Origin of the sequence: Bradyrhizobium sp. in8p8 (assembly GCF_000426845.1) — a bacterium.
GTDB lineage: Bacteria > Pseudomonadota > Alphaproteobacteria > Rhizobiales > Xanthobacteraceae > Bradyrhizobium > Bradyrhizobium japonicum_C.
In genome coordinates this window covers 1-15,580 of the sequence record NZ_AUGD01000012.1, presented here as the reverse complement: position 1 = coordinate 15,580, position 15,580 = coordinate 1, and the positions used below count along the sequence as shown (strand labels likewise).

Sequence of the window (15,580 nt, the reverse complement as noted above, 5' to 3'; positions counted from 1 at the left end):
AGATAGCCAAGGAAGCCCACATGCCCTTGCTGCGAAGCACACTTTTGAAGGCCGAGCCCGCGGGGGCCTTGGCTTCGCTAGATGAACTGTTCGCACTCGCCAGCGCGATGGAACAGGAAGCGGCAACTAAATACTCCCAACTTGCCGAAGAAATGGAGCGTCAAGGCCGATCGGAGCTGGCCAAGGTGTTTAGCGACCTCGCTGCCGCCGAGCGCGAGCACGTCGATGGCGTTACACACTGGTCGCAGTCGCGGCGCGGCAAGGCGCCCGATCCTGCTCTGGTCCGCTGGCAAGCACCGGAAACATTCGATAGCGATGCGTCCGCTGAAATCAGAACGTCGCGTTTGATGACGCCTTACCGAGCGCTCGCAATAGCCGTACAGAATGAGGAACGGGCCTTCGCATTCTGGTCCTACCTCGCGGCGTTTGCGCAAGACACGGAGATCAAGAGCGCGGCGGAGGCGATGGCCCGCGAGGAGCTAAGCCATGTTGCGACCCTGCGCAAAGAGCGGCGTCGCGCCTATCACCGAGAACATCCGGCACCGCGAGGAGCGACAGGGGGAGCCAAGGAGGTAGATGCAGCGACGCTTGAACGGCGGCTCGCGCAATATCTTGCCGAACTTGCGACCGGCATGGACGGAGCGAGCGCGGAGCGTGCACGCGAGCTCTCCCGCGAAAGCCGTCAGATGTCCAGTCAGGTAGAGCATTTGGGACGATCTCCGACCGAGCTGGTCGCCAGCGATCCTCCTATGATCGCGGAAGCCCTGGTGGATTCGTACCTTGAACAGGCAGAGGCAACCAAGGATGCCAAGAGCCTGGAATCGCTCCAAAGGTTGGCCCAGTGTTCGATCGCGCGCCTGGCCTGGCTCCGAGCGTTGAGGCCGCTCCGCGGCGAACAAGCTTCGGGCGCGTGATCGGTGAGAAGACGATGAGATCCCTGCCGATCGGATCAAATCTCGGATTGCCAAAGGACTCTCGGCTGCGTCTCGGCAAGAACTGGCCTGCACCGGCCGCCGCGAAACGCGTCAAAGAATTTCAGATTTATCGCTTCGACCCCGATGGTGACGATGGGCCTCGGCTGGATACATACTTTATCGATCTTGATGCCTGTGGCCCGATGGTTCTTGACGCTCTTATCACGATCAAGAACCATGTTGATCCGACGCTCACCTTTCGGAGATCCTGCCGTGAAGGTGTGTGCGGCAGCTGCGCGATGAACATCGACGGGATGAACTGGCTCGCGTGCACGCGTGCGATCGAAGACATAAATGGGTGCGTCCGAATCTATCCGCTCAACCACATGCGCGTGATCAAGGACCTGGTGCCTGATCTCACACACGCAATCACCCAACATGCCATGATTGAACCTTGGTTGAAGGCAGGAACTCCGCCGCCCGGCGGACGTGAGAGGCTCCAATCGCCCGAGGATCGGACCGCACTCGACGGCCACTATGAGTGTATCCTTTGCTTCTGTTGCACCGGCGGCTGCCCAAGTTGGTGGTGGAATGCCGACCGCTACTTGGGGCCCGCAGCGTTATTGCAGGCTTACCGATGGCTCGCGGACAGCCGTGATGAAGCTACCGGTGAGCGGCTCGACATGCTTGAGGATCCGTTCCGACTATACCGCTGCCATACAATCCTCAACTGCAGCAAAACCTGTCCAAAGGGGCTCAACCCCGCCAGAGATATCGCTCTCATCAAGAAAATGCTGGTTGAGCGACAGTCTTGAACCTGGCGGTTTAAGAGACGGACTTGCTGCATTGGAAAACGTCAGGCTCCCGCTGATCGTCGCCTCTCTCCTCCATTTCCAATCGGCCATCACGCAGGCTGAAGATACTATCGAAGCGGTCGAAGATCTTCTCGTCATGCGTAACCGCGATGATCGCGGCGTCCTGCTCGACCGCAACCTTGCGCAGCAAATCCATGACGATCCCTGCGCGCTTCGAGTCGAGCGCCGCTGTCGGCTCGTCAGCCAGGATGATGCGCGGCCGGTTCGCCAAGGCGCGAGCGATGGCGACGCGTTGCGCCTCGCCACCCGAGAGCTTGGCCGGCATCGCGCTCCGGCGGTGCCCAACCTCGAGGTAGTCGAGCAGTTCGACCGCGCGCGCGCGGGCTGTGGCTGCTTCTGCACCTGCCAGCTGCAACACGAGCGCCACGTTGTCCGTGGCGTCGAGGAACGGGATCAAATTGTGGAATTGGAAGATGAAGCCGATCTTGTCGAGCCTGAGCCGCCTGAGATTGGGCCTCAGCCATTGGCCGTCCTCGATCACCGCCTCTCCATCGAGTTCCATCGAGCCGGACGAAGGATCGAGGATGCAGCCGATGACGTTGAGAAGCGTGGTCTTGCCCGAGCCCGACGGTCCGAGCAGCGCGACTACTTGGCCCGGATAGACATCGAGCGAGACATTGCGCAAGGCATCGACACGGGTCTCGCCTTCGCCGAAGTGCTTGGAGATGCGATCGAGCCGCACAAGTGGACGATTTGTTTTCGCGTCCGTCATCTCAGCCTCCAAGTGCCGTCGCGGGATCGACCCGGAGTGCGGCACGAACGCCAAGACCGCTCGAGAAGAGGCACACTGCGAACACGATCAGACCGAGGATCAGAACGTTGTCTGGCTCGAGCACCACGCGTCGCGGGAAATAATCCTTAATGTTGGCGATGAGCGTGGCGCCGATGGCGAACCCGATGAGACCAAGCGCCAAAGCTTGTTGCACGATCATGCCGATGATCGTACGGTCTGGAGCGCCGATCAACTTCAAGGTGGCGATCTGCTTCAGCTTTTCCATGGTCATCGTGTAGATGATGAGCGCGATGATCACCGCGGATACTACGAGCAGGAGCGATGTGAAGAGCCCGATCTGGCGCCTAGCGCGGTCGACGAGCGAGCGCGTCAAGATCAGCTCCTGCCCCTCCTGCGTGATCGCTGCCAGATGCTTCCAGCGGCGCACCGTCTCGGCTACTGCATCCGGAGAAGCATTGGGCTGCAGCCGTGCGACGACGGCATTCACAATGTCCCGGCTCGAGCCACTTGCGCCGCGCGCGAGTTGCACACGGGCGGCTGGCGGAGCGAGATCAAACTGCAGCTTCTGCGCATCAGGCAGTGTGATGTAGACCGCCGGATCTCCACCGGAGTTGACCTGGTGGTGCGTCAACCCGACGACGGTGAACACATTGCGGCCGAGATTGATGCGTTCGCCGAGAGTGAGCCCCGTGCTCCTATCGGCCACCATCTCGTAGTGACTGCGGGCGATCTCCCGCCCTGCGATGACTTGCGGCGGTCCTCCCGGTCGTGTCGGCTCATAGCCAATGACATAGAGTCTGAGCTTGCCGCTACGGTGCTCAGTCTCGACCGTCTGATAGGTGATGCTGCCGGCCGCCGACACGCCTGCGATGCGCGCAACCGCCTCGCGCAGGTCACCGGGAATGCGCGAGGCCTCGGCGAAAGGACCGCGGGTATTTGCTTCCACCACCCACAGATCGATGGCCGGAGCGCGCGCAATGGTCAGGGCCTCGACGACCAACCCACGATAGATGCCGATCATGGCGAGAACGACGCCGAGCAGAAGCCCGAGGCCGATGCAGGTCAGGAGGAAGCGGCCGAGGTTGTGCCTTATGTCGCGATAGGCGAGATTCATGGCTTCCCGCCCTCACCGATCCAAGCCGAACGCCCCTCACGGAAGCCCACATCGACGCGCGTCGCCACGTGTGCGCCATCAGGCAAACCATCGACGATCTCGAGGCGGGCGTCCTCTGTCCGATGCCGAAACTTGACGAGGCGCTGGTGCAACCGGCCGTCCTCGACTGTCCACACCGTGCCCTCGCGCCCATTGTAGCCGTGAACGGCAGCTTCCGGCACGAGCAGCGCCTTGTCGAGTTTCGCGACCGTAATCAGAAATTCCACCTGCTCGCCCAGGAAGACGCGCGGGGGTGGATTGTCGCCCTTGATGAAGACGCGGCGCTCCTCGGTCACGCGGTCGCTCTCAAGCCCGATCCGCACAACTTGGCCCGTGAAGGCATCCAGCGGACGCGAGCGCAGACGGGCATCGACCCGCTGGCCTTCCGAGATGTAGCCGGCGCGCGCCTCGTCGACGTACGCAAGGCCCCAGTACGAGCCGACGGCAATGAGCGTGAAGATCGGATCGCCGGCTTTGACGACCGTGCCCAGTTCCTTGTGCCGTTCGATGACAATCGCATCGTAGGGTGCCACGAGCGTTCGGTGCTTGAGCAGAGTCTCTTCGAACTGGAGTTGCGCCTGGGCGTCGGTCAGCTGCGCCTTGGTGCTCGCAATCCCGCTCTCGGCCACGCGGACATCTGCCTTTGCCACCGCCTCGTCCCGGACCGCCTCCTCAGCGGTCTGCTCCGACACGACGCTGCGGCCGACGAGTACCTGCTTGCGCCGGTTGACCTCCTGCTTCTGCACCAATACGGCTTGCGCCTTTTCTAGATCGGCTTCCGCGCGCTTGATATTGACCTCGGCGATTTCGAGCGCAGCGCGGGCTTTGGCGACCTTGGCCTCCTGCTCGCCGAGGCTCAATCGCGCGAGCACCTGACCTTTCGTCACGCGGTCGCCATGGTCGGCATTGAGCTGCGCGAGCGTCGCACCGACCTCGAAGCCGATCTTGGACATGACGCGAGCCTCAACTGTACCGAGACCAAACACGCGCACGGGGACGTTCTGCTCGACCGCCGCCACCTCGACCCGGATAGGTCGGTTGTTGACGACGGCGACAGATGCGAGGATTAATGCCAGTAGCCCAGCCCCAACCACAGCGTGCCGGACGGCCGGCCGGCGGAGAACGGACGGCCCTCGTGGCTTCGTCGATGGCGCTTCGTCTGCGGGCTTGTGTTTGGCGGTACTGGGTGGCGCTGGTGGCATGCTCATGACCGTCAGGCTCCCTGTGCTGCGATGTTGCGCCGGACCGCGACGGCAAGCCACGCCATGCAGACGACCATCGCAACGCCGCCGGCAAGCACGAGGAGAGGCGGCACGGAAAAAAAGACCTCGGACAGAATGCCAAGAGGCATGAGCAAGCCCGCGATGCCGAGCCACGAGATCGAGCGACCAGTGGCCTTCGGCAACGGAAAGCGGGCGAGCACGAGTCCAATGGCGACGTTGATCAGGGCGAACAGATTGCCGTGGACGTGGGCGAGGCGCGACTCGAAGTGCTTGCCGACGGCGTAGTCGGCGATCCATTTCTCCTTCCCCGGCGCGAAGTCACGCAGGTAGATCAGCACGAAGCCGTACACCATGAAGCCCGCCAGCATCATCAGGCCGACCACGATGTTCTTTGTTCCTTCGGACACGGCAAGCCTCTCTATTGCTTGATCATGCGAGCGGCGCATTCGGGGCCTTGGCGAGCCGCGATGCGGTGACCGCAATGCCGATCCAGACGATGCTGCGTAGCGACATGGCGGCGACGGTCCGCAGCTCGTAAGCGCCGCCGCTCCACACGTGCACACCGAACGCGGCGAAGACGAGCACCGTCGCCGCCGCAATGGCGATTGAGAGCCGGACAGCCCAGCTTCTGCGTGCCATCAATCCGAGCCCCGCCACCAAGTAGGCGAAGCCCGCAGCGAAGTTGAACCACAGGACGAAGGGAACGACGGCGCCGGCGGCAGACCGCGCGGCCGCATCACCGAAAAGGACACGTCCGCCCGAGAGGATCGTCAGTATCCCAAACAGAATCGCGACCACTCCCAGCACCAGCGCGGTCAGATGCCACTTGCGTTGATCGATCATCGGCGACCCCTCACCTGTCATCATCCTGGACCTCTCAGTGCTGCAGGACATAGACGCCGGCGCATCGGCGAGAGACCCGGTCAACGGCCGCGCGGGCATCATCGGCATCGCCTGACGCGCCGGCTCCGATTTGCCGGGTACGGCCGGGTCAAGAGCGACCGCTGCTGCTTGTGGCATTGTGACCTCAACCCTTCTCGCTGCCCTTCGCGGTGCGTCTGGTCGTGCGACGCACGGCGCTGCGCCCACCCTCGGCCGCCAGCACTCCACCATGCGTAGCCACCCCGCGCCGAAACACTTTGAAAACTCCGGCCGCATTGGTGCGCGCCGCTTCGATGTGACCCGACAGCATCGATTGCATGACAAGGCCCTGAATCATGCCGATGAACAAAATCGCCGCCGCCCGACAATCGGTCTCGGCGGCCACTTCTCCGATTTTCTTGGCCTCCTCAAGCCTCCGCGTTACTCGTTCTGCGTAGCGTCTCATGAGGCCGTGCGCGACTTTCTTTGCCGGCGTCGCCTCAGCACGCTGCAATTCGCCGAACATCATCCTCGGCACCCCGGGATGCTCGATGACGAAGCTCACGTGGCCTTCAAAAACCGCCCGCAAGGCTTCGAGTGGCGAAGCCTCCGAGGCTGCGGCCCGGTCGATGCGATTGAGCAGCCCCTCGGCAACCCACTCCATCACCATCTCCCAGATGGCGTCCTTGCTGGGAAAGTGACGAAAAAGGGCTCCCTGCGTCACGCTCATATGCTTGGCAATGGCCGCGGTCGTGATCTCGCTCGGGTTCTGTGTGCCTGCAAGGGTGACGACCGCTTCCACCGTACGCTGACGGCGCTCACCGGCTGAAAGGTACTGAGTCTGCATTCGTGGATCCAAAAGATAGTAATCGATTACTATCTTTTTCGCCTCGTGTCAATCCGCCGACCCGCCATTCGGCCCCGGCCGCTCCACGGCGCCTAGTGACCTTCGTTAAGACCCCGCGGCCAGCCGCCGTCGCAACGGCGCCACTCTCGCGCTATCATTTGTAACCTCGGCGAAACAGGCTAGCGCAAGTCGCCGCTAGGAGTTCCGCGTTACGCTGCTTTCGCTATCCGACTAGCCGGGATGCCATGAATGCCGAACGAGGCCTTATCCCGCATGACCGGCAGAAAAATCCGCAACGCATTCATTGCCGGGTTTTGCGGCACAGTGGTGCACGCGCTGTTGATGCTGGTGCATAGCAGGAGCGGCCCGCTGCCTGGGTTTCAGCCTAACGAGGACATCCAGCGAGGCCTGTTATGGCTCGTCGGAACGGAAGTCCCTGCGGGCGTCGCTTGGCTGCTCTCGTTCATCAACGGAGCGATCGTCTGGGGATTCGTATTCGCTCAGACGTATCGGGTCCTTCCCGGAAACAGTCCCTTGCTCAAGGGAGCGTCATTCGGTGTTTGCGCGTGGCTGATAATGGGACTTCTGTTCTTTCCCCTTGTCGATCGAGGCTTTTTCGCGGTCAAGCTTGGCCTTGGCATTGCGCCGGCCATGCTCATGCTCGGGGCGCTATTGGCCTACAGCGTGACGATGAGCCTGGTCTATCATTTTCTCAACAAGCTCTCTGCTTGATGCCGTCCTGACGTCCGGCACGCAATCGCAACGCTTGGCCGCACGCGCACCTTCACCCCCCAAAACGATATATCTTTCATATTGCTTTTTGCCGTGCCGGGATTAACATGTATTTCATATATATGTTATCGCATCCATGCGGGTGGCACCCATCGGAAGGCAGCATGACTCACGTCGTCACCGAGAATTGCATCAAATGCAAATACATGGATTGTGTCGAGGTTTGTCCGGTCGACTGCTTCTATGTTGGCGAGAATATGCTCGTCATTCACCCGGACGAATGCATCGACTGCGGCGTATGCATTCCGGAGTGTCCGGCCGAGGCGATTTTCCCGGACACCGACACCGCGATCGGCCCGCACTGGCTCGAACTCAACCGCAAGTTCGCTGAAAGTTGGCCAAACGTCACGGCGAAGGGTGAACCGCCCCCCGACGCCGACGCATGGAATGGCGCGCCCGACAAGTTTGCCGAGCATTTCAGCCCACAACCGGGTGACGGCTGAGACGAAACGGCTCGGTTCGAGCCAACCGCCCTCTTCGAGCCGCCGCCGAGGTCGCCGGTGGCGATCGGGTCAGACCCTCGAGCGACCAGAGGAGAAGTACCAGAATGTCCAGTGACGCATCCATTGTCGATGTGCGCAGCCTTCCCCCCGCGCAGCGCCACCAGAAGATCTTTCAGTTGGTCAATGAACTGGCCGCCGGTCGCTCGTTCATTCTCGTGAATGACCACGATCCGAAGCCGCTCTACTACCAGCTCGAAGCCGAATACCCGAAGCAGTTCTCCTGGACCTATGTCGAAAGCGGCCCCACGGTCTGGCGGGTCGAGATCGGCAAGCTCGCCAAGGCTGCCTGAACAACCGAACGGGAGCGGAGCAGTTTGCGCGCTTCGCTCCCTCCGATCGCGGGAGGAAGGAGCCATGAACGGCGTATCTCTGTCCAGATGGACGATGAGCTACTTCACGGCCGCCCTGCTGGCACTTCTCGGCACCGAGGTCCTCATGGTCGCCGGCTTCGGTTTTCCCAGTCACGGCATTCAAGCCCCCGAGACGCTGGTTCTCGTGCACCTCGTTGCCGTCGGCTGGCTCAGTATCTTGATGTGCGGGGCGCTCAACCAGTTCGTTCCGGTGCTGGTTGCAAGACCGCTTGTCCATCCCGAACTGCCTGTGGTGGCGCTTGCGCTCCTGATTTCCGGCCTGGCCTGCCTTCTCGTCGGGTTTCTGCGCATGGCGGGCTACCCCGTGGGCGCGCTGCCGTGGTTGCCTCTCGGCGCCGTCGGCCTCACGGCGGGCTTCGCGCTGACCATCTGGAATCTCGGCCGTACCATGTGGACGGCGCGCCCGATCGGTCTGCCTGCATGGTTTGTGGTCGCCGGCCTTGTGAGCCTCGCAGGCGTTATCTCGCTCGGGACGATCTTCTCCCTTGCGCTTGGCGGGTGGACAACCAATTCCACCCTCATGCGCCTGACGTCGGCCGGCATTCCGTTTCATGCCGCGTTGGGCCTCGGCGGTTGGCTGACCTTCACCGCAATGGGCGTAAGCTATCGTCTGCTTGCAATGTTCATGCTGGCGCCGGAGGAAGAACATCGCACCAGCCGAATTGCCCTTCTGACCGGAAGCGCATCGATCCTGGTTCTCTTGGTCGGCGGCCCCTTGTGTCTGCTGATTCTTGAACGGAGCGCAACGCATCCGCTTGTGATCTCGCTTGCGCTCGCTACCGTCAGTCTTGCCTTCTACGGCTACGACATCATCCGGCTCTACCGCACTCGCAGGCGGCAACGGATCGAGCTCAATGCGCGCATGGCAGCCTGGGCATTGGGCGGCCTCGGGCTGGCAACCATCCTGTTGCTCGTGGTGACGATATCAGGCGAGATCGACCGACGGATCGGCGCGGTGGCGTTTCTCCTTGCCTTCGGCTGGCTTACCGGGCTCGGCCTCGCGAAGCTTTACAAGATCGTCGCTTTCCTGACCTGGCTCGAATGCTACGGTGAGCTGCTCGGCAGGCGCCCGACGCCGCGCGTGCAGGATCTCGTCGACGAACCGCGCGCGCTTCCCTGGTTCTGGCTCTATTTCGGGTGCGTTGGCGCCGCTTCAATCGCGGCCCTTCTGGATGGATCACTTGCATTCCAAATCGCAGCACTCGGGATGCTCGTTGCCACTGCCGCGATATGCAAGCAGTTCATCTCCATCCGCACATTGGGATCGGTGCCGGCCTCGATGTTGCCCGACGATGCCGTCGCGCGGCTGAGACTGTTCTTGCCCATTCTGCAACAATCACGACGATAGGGAGTGATGAGATGACGCTAGTCCCGCATGAACTCGACGTTCGCCCGATCTTGCACGACGGCGGCGAGCCCTTCTCCGTTATTTTGCAGGCCGTTGGCCAGCTCGGTCCCGAACAGGCTCTCCGGCTGCTCTCGACATTCGAACCCGTGCCACTGTACGCGGTGCTCGCGAAGAAGGGGTTCGACCACGCGGCGCGCGAGATCGGCGGCGGAGACTGGGAGGTGATGTTCACGCCGTCCTTCGCAGTGGCCGGTACGGGACAAAACGAGCTGGCCCAGCCGGCTCCAGACAGCAGCTCGCCCCATGGATGGCCGGAACCCTCGCGTCACCAAGACAATCGGGACCTCGCCCCCCCGGAGCCAATGGTGCGCGCGCTTGCAGCTCTTGAAGAGCTGCGGCCGGGCGAAACCATGAGTGTCCTTCTCCGCCGTGAGCCGGTTTTCCTCTTCCCCGAGCTCGGCAAGCGCGGACATGAATGGCGGGGAGGGTTCGAAGCTGACGGGAAGACCTACAGGCTGTTGGTGCGCAAGGCGATCGGGAAGGAGGAAGCGGCGTGAGCGATGCGAATGAGCTTGTCGAGACTGTACGCGAAGCGCTTCGCGTCGTGATCGACCCCGAGATCGGATTCAATATTGTAGATCTTGGTCTTGTCTACGACATCGCAGTCGAGGATGGCGGCATCGCCAGGGTTGCGATGACAACGACGACCAGGGGCTGCCCGGCGACGGACTATCTCCGGGATGGTGTCGGAGCGGCGGCACAATCGGTCAACGGTGTCCACCGAGCCGATGTAAGGCTCACCTATGATCCTCCCTGGACGCCAGACATGATGAGTGCTGTGGCAAAGGAATATCTCGGGTTTGGACAATGAATCGAGAACTTATCGCTACGAGATTTGACCATGCCGCGCCGGAGCGCCAGGTCGCCCTGCTGCTCCTTGATGCGTTGCAGAAGCTTGCCGACGCCGGCGAGGTGGACGCCGCCTGCCGAATTGCCGGGAGAGCCTGCGTTATCCTCCGCCACGGCTCCCCGGGAAATGAACGGCGCTTCAACGCCCTGCTGCATCGCTTGACGCCCAGGCTAGGTGCGTCGAATGAGGAGACAGCGAAGCGCGGGGCTCCCGCCATGGAAGGTAATTAGTTCCCCGCCGCGCCGTCTGGCCAGCCCGAGGCCATGGACTCAGCCGCCGATCGTCACGACTTGCGAAACATATATACGACCTATATCTTTCTGTAACGCATGCTTGCCTCATGCGCATTGCTGCCAACTCCCGTGGACAAACGATGCGATTAACGAACTTCTCTGACTATTCCCTTCGGCTCCTGATGTTCGCAGCAGCGCAAGGAGATCGGCTGATTACGATCGAGGAGGCGTCCGAGATCTACGGCATTTCGCGCGCGCATCTCATGAAGATCGCCAATACGCTGACGCGAGCCGGCTATCTCAAGGCAGTTCGCGGCCGCTCCGGCGGCCTTACGCTGGCGAAAGCACCGCACAGGATCAAGCTTGGAGACGTCATCCGCGCCACCGAGCCCGATTTCACTTTGGTCGAATGTTTCGGCACTGACAACGAATGCATCATCGCCCGTTGCTGCCGGTTGCGCGGCGTCCTGCGCGAGGGGCTCGAGGCGTTCAACGCGGTCCTCGACAAGTACACGCTTGCGGATCTGATGCTCAGACCGAAGGATTTCGGCGTGCGGCCGGCGGCCTGACGGGAGCGCGACCGTAGCTATTCGGCCGCAATGAGAATGGGAGCCCCAGCGCGCTCGGCTGCGGCGCGAATGGCCGCAAGAGCCATCCAGTCGCGAAGCAGCCCCCTATCCTCCTTCGAGAACGACGCCCGGCGCTTGGTATCTTCCAGCGTCTCGCCGGGGTGACATCGCGCAAAATCCTCCAGGATGAGCGATTCCAGATAGGCACATTCCGCCTCATCCGCAGGGCGGACGAAGTTATGAGAGTTGCTCAGCATATCTGTTCTCCGAATTTGATGATCGAGGGCTAGGACCATCATCGGTCATGAGCGGGTTGGTCGGGCACCCCCGTGCTCAGCAGTCGCAGGCGCACGCGCCAGACGTCGGGGCCCTTCTCCAAGTACGACTAGCCGCAGCGCGAGCCGTTGCGCGCCTCCAGCTGCATACGGAGTCGCTTGGGATCATGGTCTACAACGATCTGCAGCGGATCATCGGGCGCGAGATGTTCAAACAGGCGGGAAAGAATCGCGTGGCGATGTTGCGGATCTATGTCCGCAACCTTGATGACGCGTTCACTGGGATTCGTTTCGGACATGACCAGATTCCTCTGTCGGAGGGTTATTACGCTGCACGGGCGAAGTGGAGGTGGGTTGCTGTGCTTTCCATTCGATCTCAAGAAACAACAGCTCGACGTGACGGATCATCCGTTCGGCGTGGCGTGGCTCGAGAAGTCTGTGCAGTAGCGCATGAAAATAGGGCTTGAGGATTCGGCCCGTGATGCCGCGATCAGCACACATCAGATCAATGATGTTCTGCTCAAGCGGTGAAAGAGCGTCGCTTGTCGTTGCCGGATCGAGGATGGAAGCAAGGGATCGCTCGATCACTGTCCAGTCGGCGCGGGATATGTGGGTTAGAACATTGTTGATGTGGGGATGCGCACGGAACACAGCCAGCGTTCTGAAGGCGAGTTCGTCGGTCGAGGGCTTCGGGCGCCGCTTGCGGTCACGGGCCCTGTGTTTGATAGGCGCGACGGCGCGTGAATTTGTGCCCGGCCGCGGCCGCACGCCCGGTTGACTATCCAGCCTAGCCTGATGGTGCATCGGTTGACCTTCCGAGATATAAGATATATGTGGAATATATCTTTTGAAACAACCTAGCAAGGGGAAACGCGATGCACTACAGCCAACGAGCCGAAACGGCAGAACCATCCTCGCCCCGGATCGAAATTGAGGACGATGCATTCATCGTCGGCGCCGAGCTCCTGGGTGAGCTTCTGCATGTGCCAGCTTCGCAGATACCGATCCTGCTGCGAGAGGGCGCGATCAGGAGTGTCTGCGAACGTGGTATCGAGGATAACGAGGGCGAATTCCGACTTACATTTTTCTACCGCAGCCGCCGAGCGCGGCTGAGCACGGATCTGACGGGCCAGATCATCCGCGGATCGGTCATCGATTTCGGCGACCGTCCGCTTCCGGACGACCTGCATCGGTCGGGCGCTTGACCGGGTGCTCCGCGAGGGAGTGACCGACTTGCACGACCCTGCCAGACTGGAGGCGAGCGAACGTGGTTGACGGCGTCGATAGGACCCTGGCTTTGCCATCAGGGACTCGGCTCTGCCCCGCCTAGGGGCAGATCATAGGCATGGCCAATGAGGAGGACCGACGTCCGCGCTGCGCTGACAGCAAAGTCGCGAACCTCGAAGGCGCGGCGCTCCCCCTCGTGGGCTGGGCCGGCGCGCGCGATGATGTAGCAGCGGTCGGGGTTGAGCGGAGGCATACCCATGACGGCGGCATCGATCGCCAGTTCTTGTCGCGATAGCCGCCGCCAGCGCTCGTTGCCAGACGCGATCATCTGCATCCGCGCCAGCAGTCTTACGTCGCTGACCCGCTCGCAGTGGGCTTTGATCTCGCTCACTTCCAGGCGTCGGCTGTCCAGCCACTCGCTCCCGGCCCACGCCGAGGATGCAGTCGCAAGGATTACAGTCGCTGTACCCAGCCAGACCGCCCGCATCATGCGCGAAACATGAGCCGAGATGTCATGAGCAGCATTGACCGATGTCAACCAGATGGCACGATCTTGGCGATCGCCGACAATTGGCGTCCCATCATCCTGGGACGGTGCAATGCCAGTTCAGGTGATCACTACGTTCTGCACGAAATAGCCGCAAACAACTTCTACCGCGCGCACGATGTTCACCGCTATTGCTCGGATTTGATCTCTTCGTGAATGCCACGGGTGATATGGCACCCCTCACCCCGCTTGGGGCACTACCGTCAGGGTACAAAATCGTGGAAGATCGCAGTTTGGCGCACAAAATCGTAGCGCATGGTAACGGGGGAGCGAATTGAACCCGCGACCCGAACAATCCGGTTCTGGTTCTGCAGCAAGCAATAACCTGCGGCAACAAGCAGAACAGATTGTCCGTTTTAATCGCCCTAATATCCTATTCTACGACGAGCGCGTAATCGACCTGTACGACCGGATCTGCGCGCTGTATCGAACGCGTGAAGACGAGAAACCAAGGAAAAGTCGCACAGCAATCTGGCCGCGCAACATCGACCACAAAAAACGTCGTACGAGACCCGTTTTGTTTGTCAATCGGCGTCTAAACTTGGCTCTGACGCATATTCGATGATCGGGATTGTTTTTATGGCGCACCAATCAGCCTAGCCTGAAGGAGATCGAGCTTAGCGCGCCCGTACATTTGCCGTTTGACCAGCTTGAGCTTGGTGATCTGAGCTTCCACCTGGCCATTGGACCATGGTTGCGTGATAGCCGCGTGCACCGCGCCCTTATCGTTGGCAATGCCATTCGCGAACGAGGCAATGAGGCTCCGCTTGGATTCCTCAATCCAAGGTTCGAGCTCCATCTCGGCCTTCTTTCGGATCATCGCGTGGAAGCGGCCAACGAGAGCTTGGGCATCGGCCAGCATAGGAACGTTTTGCTCGATGACGGCAAGCGTGACGGTCTCGGCCCTGGTCAGGTGGTCGCGCTTCGTCGTCATCAGCTGCGCTATCGTCCTGGCGGCGGGGACCTTCTGCAATTGTTGATGGCTGATAGTCTCGGCACGCCGCCGTCGCGTCGCCCATTCCGCCACCACGCGCAGCGATCCCTTGAAGCCTTGTCCCTTCAAACGGCGCCAGAGTTCGGCACCGTTGCGACAGCCGCCTGACCATTGCCCGTCCAGGAACGGCAGGTGCCCGTCCAGGGTGCTTTGACGGGTGCGGAACATATCCGTACCGCCACCGCGGCTAATTTGGCGAACCAGATTGCGACTATGTCCTGTGCGGCGGACGATCTCCTTGAACGGCACACCGTCGCTGATGAGAGCCGCAATTGCGGCATGGCTGTCCTGGCGCCGCAGATAGCCCTGATAGCGCAGCTTTTCCGCATAGGTCAGCAATTCCGGATTGATCGTTGTCGCTCCGATTGCGGTTCGGATTCTGTTCATGGAGCGGCGCACCGCATCAAGTAAGGCCGCGCTCGCATTTTCCATCAGATGCCAACGGTCGGCGACCTGGATGGCGTTCGGGAGCGCCTTGGCTGCTGCCTCGCCATATCCACCACCGCGATCCCGCGACACAATTTTGATCGCTGGGTGCTTCGATAGCCACGCCCGAACGGTCGCAGTCTCCCTGTCGGGCAGCAGGGTTACGATCCGCCGACGCTCCAAATCGCACACGATCGTCCCGTATCGATGGTTTCTCCGGAACGCCCAGTCATCGATGCCCACAACAAGCAATGGATCGGTCGGCATCGCCGTCCGCCGGCGGACCACCCGTAGCAAGGTATCGTTGCTGACAGGCAGCATGAGCCGCTTGGCGAAGCTTGCCGCCGGCCGGCCGCCGAGCGCCAACCCCAAGTGATGGACGATGTATTCCAGCCGTGCTGTCCGACGCCGTCGCAGCGGGACGATGTCTTCTCCGAACCGCTCCGCGAAGATCCGCCGGCGGCAATGCGGCACCTCGCATGTGAAGCGCCGCGTGAGCAATCGGAGGCGCACCTTTCTGCCCGCTGATGGCAAATCGGCCACGTGCCGGATGTAACGGCTATGGATTCGGCGCGATGCTGTCGTGCACAAAGGGCACTGGGCCTCGGCAGCCTCTGACCGAACAGCCAGAATAACCGAATCCTCTGAATCACTTACGCCATCAAACACCAAACCACTCGGTACGAGCGATGAAATTCGAAAGCCTGTCCGCATGGCGCCGATTCTCCGTTGAAGAACCACAGTCGCCCGGCAAACTTCATCAGAAATGAGTCAGACCC

The 15,580-nt window shown here is 61.4% G+C and carries 21 protein-coding genes; 10 read left to right on the top strand and 11 right to left on the bottom strand.

Annotated features, from left to right (window positions below; genetic code table 11):
* Positions 1-20: 20 nt before the first annotated feature.
* Positions 21-914 (top strand): ferritin-like domain-containing protein, encoded by an 894-nt coding sequence (locus K408_RS38815; RefSeq protein ID WP_024342159.1) that lies wholly within the window; start codon positions 21-23, stop codon positions 912-914.
* Positions 915-928: 14 nt separating this feature from the next.
* Entirely contained in the window at positions 929-1,729 is an 801-nt protein-coding gene (locus K408_RS0127025) for a succinate dehydrogenase iron-sulfur subunit (protein WP_028146001.1), read from the top strand.
* Positions 1,730-1,739: 10 nt separating this feature from the next.
* On the opposite strand, the gene K408_RS38810 is transcribed toward K408_RS0127025, so the two are convergent.
* From K408_RS38810 to K408_RS38800, 6 genes are all read right to left on the bottom strand, one after another.
* Positions 1,740-2,501 carry an ABC transporter ATP-binding protein gene (locus K408_RS38810; protein ID WP_024342161.1) on the bottom strand — a complete coding sequence of 254 codons (762 nt, stop codon included), beginning with the start codon at positions 2,499-2,501 and terminating at the stop codon, positions 1,740-1,742.
* Position 2,502: 1 nt separating this feature from the next.
* Complete coding sequence (locus tag K408_RS0127015; RefSeq protein WP_024342162.1) at positions 2,503-3,636, bottom strand: ABC transporter permease; 1,134 nt, start codon at positions 3,634-3,636, stop codon at positions 2,503-2,505.
* Positions 3,633-4,877: an efflux RND transporter periplasmic adaptor subunit gene (locus tag K408_RS38805; RefSeq protein WP_155248703.1), complete on the bottom strand. Its 1,245-nt coding sequence runs from the start codon at positions 4,875-4,877 to the stop codon at positions 3,633-3,635. Before K408_RS38805 ends, K408_RS0127015 begins: the two co-directional genes overlap by 4 nt.
* An 11-nt stretch (positions 4,878-4,888) precedes the next feature.
* Positions 4,889-5,305, bottom strand: a complete 417-nt coding sequence (locus K408_RS0127005) for a hypothetical protein (RefSeq protein WP_024342164.1) — start codon at positions 5,303-5,305, stop codon at positions 4,889-4,891.
* 22 nt (positions 5,306-5,327) lie between these two features.
* Positions 5,328-5,741: a hypothetical protein gene (locus K408_RS0127000; protein WP_024342165.1), complete on the bottom strand. Its 414-nt coding sequence runs from the start codon at positions 5,739-5,741 to the stop codon at positions 5,328-5,330.
* 184 nt (positions 5,742-5,925) lie between these two features.
* Positions 5,926-6,606: a TetR/AcrR family transcriptional regulator gene (locus K408_RS38800; protein ID WP_024342166.1), complete on the bottom strand. Its 681-nt coding sequence runs from the start codon at positions 6,604-6,606 to the stop codon at positions 5,926-5,928.
* A gap of 249 nt (positions 6,607-6,855) precedes the next feature.
* Between K408_RS38800 and K408_RS0126990 the strand changes: the two genes are divergently transcribed.
* The 7 genes from K408_RS0126990 (at position 6,856) to K408_RS0126955 (ending at position 11,332) form a co-directional block, all read left to right on the top strand.
* Positions 6,856-7,338, top strand: a complete 483-nt coding sequence (locus K408_RS0126990) for a DUF6789 family protein (protein WP_024342167.1) — start codon at positions 6,856-6,858, stop codon at positions 7,336-7,338.
* Between the two features lie 164 nt (positions 7,339-7,502).
* Complete coding sequence (fdxA, locus tag K408_RS0126985; RefSeq protein WP_024342168.1) at positions 7,503-7,841, top strand: ferredoxin FdxA; 339 nt, start codon at positions 7,503-7,505, stop codon at positions 7,839-7,841.
* A 104-nt stretch (positions 7,842-7,945) separates the two neighbouring features.
* Positions 7,946-8,191, top strand: coding sequence for a DUF2249 domain-containing protein (locus tag K408_RS0126980; RefSeq protein ID WP_024342169.1), 246 nt, complete (start codon positions 7,946-7,948; stop codon positions 8,189-8,191).
* A 64-nt stretch (positions 8,192-8,255) separates the two neighbouring features.
* Positions 8,256-9,620, top strand: a complete 1,365-nt coding sequence (locus K408_RS0126975; RefSeq protein ID WP_024342170.1) for a hypothetical protein — start codon at positions 8,256-8,258, stop codon at positions 9,618-9,620.
* Between the two features lie 11 nt (positions 9,621-9,631).
* Positions 9,632-10,177, top strand: a complete 546-nt coding sequence (locus K408_RS0126970) for a DUF2249 domain-containing protein (protein ID WP_024342171.1) — start codon at positions 9,632-9,634, stop codon at positions 10,175-10,177.
* Positions 10,174-10,491, top strand: a complete 318-nt coding sequence (locus K408_RS0126965; RefSeq protein WP_024342172.1) for a metal-sulfur cluster assembly factor — start codon at positions 10,174-10,176, stop codon at positions 10,489-10,491. Before K408_RS0126970 ends, K408_RS0126965 begins: the two co-directional genes overlap by 4 nt.
* A gap of 412 nt (positions 10,492-10,903) precedes the next feature.
* Positions 10,904-11,332 (top strand): RrF2 family transcriptional regulator, encoded by a 429-nt coding sequence (locus K408_RS0126955; RefSeq protein WP_024342174.1) that lies wholly within the window; start codon positions 10,904-10,906, stop codon positions 11,330-11,332.
* Positions 11,333-11,349: 17 nt separating this feature from the next.
* Here K408_RS0126955 and K408_RS0126950 read toward each other — a convergent pair whose 3' ends face one another.
* The 3 genes from K408_RS0126950 to K408_RS42305 form a co-directional block, all read right to left on the bottom strand.
* The gene (locus K408_RS0126950; protein WP_028145999.1) at positions 11,350-11,589 is read right to left on the bottom strand and encodes a hypothetical protein; all 240 of its coding nucleotides are present in this window, start codon (positions 11,587-11,589) and stop codon (positions 11,350-11,352) included.
* Positions 11,590-11,717: 128 nt separating this feature from the next.
* Positions 11,718-11,906: a DUF2249 domain-containing protein gene (locus K408_RS38790; RefSeq protein ID WP_051160739.1), complete on the bottom strand. Its 189-nt coding sequence runs from the start codon at positions 11,904-11,906 to the stop codon at positions 11,718-11,720.
* Complete coding sequence (locus tag K408_RS42305; protein ID WP_155248700.1) at positions 11,884-12,411, bottom strand: hypothetical protein; 528 nt, start codon at positions 12,409-12,411, stop codon at positions 11,884-11,886. The genes K408_RS38790 and K408_RS42305 overlap by 23 nt, the downstream gene beginning before the upstream one ends.
* A gap of 71 nt (positions 12,412-12,482) precedes the next feature.
* Here K408_RS42305 and K408_RS43535 point away from each other — a divergent pair, with 71 nt between their 5' ends.
* Entirely contained in the window at positions 12,483-12,812 is a 330-nt protein-coding gene (locus tag K408_RS43535) for a DUF6522 family protein (RefSeq protein ID WP_024342176.1), read from the top strand.
* A 98-nt stretch (positions 12,813-12,910) separates the two neighbouring features.
* Here the strand turns inward: K408_RS43535 and K408_RS0126930 are convergent, their stop codons facing one another.
* Complete coding sequence (locus tag K408_RS0126930) at positions 12,911-13,225, bottom strand: hypothetical protein (RefSeq protein WP_155248702.1); 315 nt, start codon at positions 13,223-13,225, stop codon at positions 12,911-12,913.
* A 733-nt stretch (positions 13,226-13,958) separates the two neighbouring features.
* On the bottom strand, positions 13,959-15,515 hold the full coding sequence (locus K408_RS0126925) for an ISL3 family transposase (protein WP_024342178.1): 1,557 nt from the start codon (positions 15,513-15,515) through the stop codon (positions 13,959-13,961).
* Positions 15,516-15,580: the final 65 nt, after the last annotated feature.

What these genes read in the sequence shown, in the direction of transcription:
- K408_RS0126955 (WP_024342174.1), top strand. Translation starts at nt 10,904, where the DNA reads ATGCGATTAACGAACTTCTCTGACTATTCCCTTCGGCTCCTGATGTTC.
- K408_RS0126990 (WP_024342167.1), top strand. Translation starts at nt 6,856, where the DNA reads ATGCCGAACGAGGCCTTATCCCGCATGACCGGCAGAAAAATCCGCAAC.
- K408_RS38805 (WP_155248703.1), bottom strand. Translation starts at nt 4,877, where the DNA reads ATGCCACCAGCGCCACCCAGTACCGCCAAACACAAGCCCGCAGACGAA.
- K408_RS0126975 (WP_024342170.1), top strand. Translation starts at nt 8,256, where the DNA reads ATGAACGGCGTATCTCTGTCCAGATGGACGATGAGCTACTTCACGGCC.
- K408_RS38800 (WP_024342166.1), bottom strand. Translation starts at nt 6,606, where the DNA reads ATGCAGACTCAGTACCTTTCAGCCGGTGAGCGCCGTCAGCGTACGGTG.
- K408_RS0126980 (WP_024342169.1), top strand. Translation starts at nt 7,946, where the DNA reads ATGTCCAGTGACGCATCCATTGTCGATGTGCGCAGCCTTCCCCCCGCG.
- K408_RS0126950 (WP_028145999.1), bottom strand. Translation starts at nt 11,589, where the DNA reads ATGCTGAGCAACTCTCATAACTTCGTCCGCCCTGCGGATGAGGCGGAA.
- K408_RS0127025 (WP_028146001.1), top strand. Translation starts at nt 929, where the DNA reads ATGAGATCCCTGCCGATCGGATCAAATCTCGGATTGCCAAAGGACTCT.
- K408_RS0126970 (WP_024342171.1), top strand. Translation starts at nt 9,632, where the DNA reads ATGACGCTAGTCCCGCATGAACTCGACGTTCGCCCGATCTTGCACGAC.
- K408_RS38810 (WP_024342161.1), bottom strand. Translation starts at nt 2,501, where the DNA reads ATGACGGACGCGAAAACAAATCGTCCACTTGTGCGGCTCGATCGCATC.
- K408_RS38790 (WP_051160739.1), bottom strand. Translation starts at nt 11,906, where the DNA reads ATGTCCGAAACGAATCCCAGTGAACGCGTCATCAAGGTTGCGGACATA.
- K408_RS43535 (WP_024342176.1), top strand. Translation starts at nt 12,483, where the DNA reads ATGCACTACAGCCAACGAGCCGAAACGGCAGAACCATCCTCGCCCCGG.
- K408_RS42305 (WP_155248700.1), bottom strand. Translation starts at nt 12,411, where the DNA reads ATGCACCATCAGGCTAGGCTGGATAGTCAACCGGGCGTGCGGCCGCGG.
- K408_RS38815 (WP_024342159.1), top strand. Translation starts at nt 21, where the DNA reads ATGCCCTTGCTGCGAAGCACACTTTTGAAGGCCGAGCCCGCGGGGGCC.
- K408_RS0127000 (WP_024342165.1), bottom strand. Translation starts at nt 5,741, where the DNA reads ATGATCGATCAACGCAAGTGGCATCTGACCGCGCTGGTGCTGGGAGTG.
- K408_RS0127015 (WP_024342162.1), bottom strand. Translation starts at nt 3,636, where the DNA reads ATGAATCTCGCCTATCGCGACATAAGGCACAACCTCGGCCGCTTCCTC.
- fdxA (WP_024342168.1), top strand. Translation starts at nt 7,503, where the DNA reads ATGACTCACGTCGTCACCGAGAATTGCATCAAATGCAAATACATGGAT.
- K408_RS0126925 (WP_024342178.1), bottom strand. Translation starts at nt 15,515, where the DNA reads ATGCGGACAGGCTTTCGAATTTCATCGCTCGTACCGAGTGGTTTGGTG.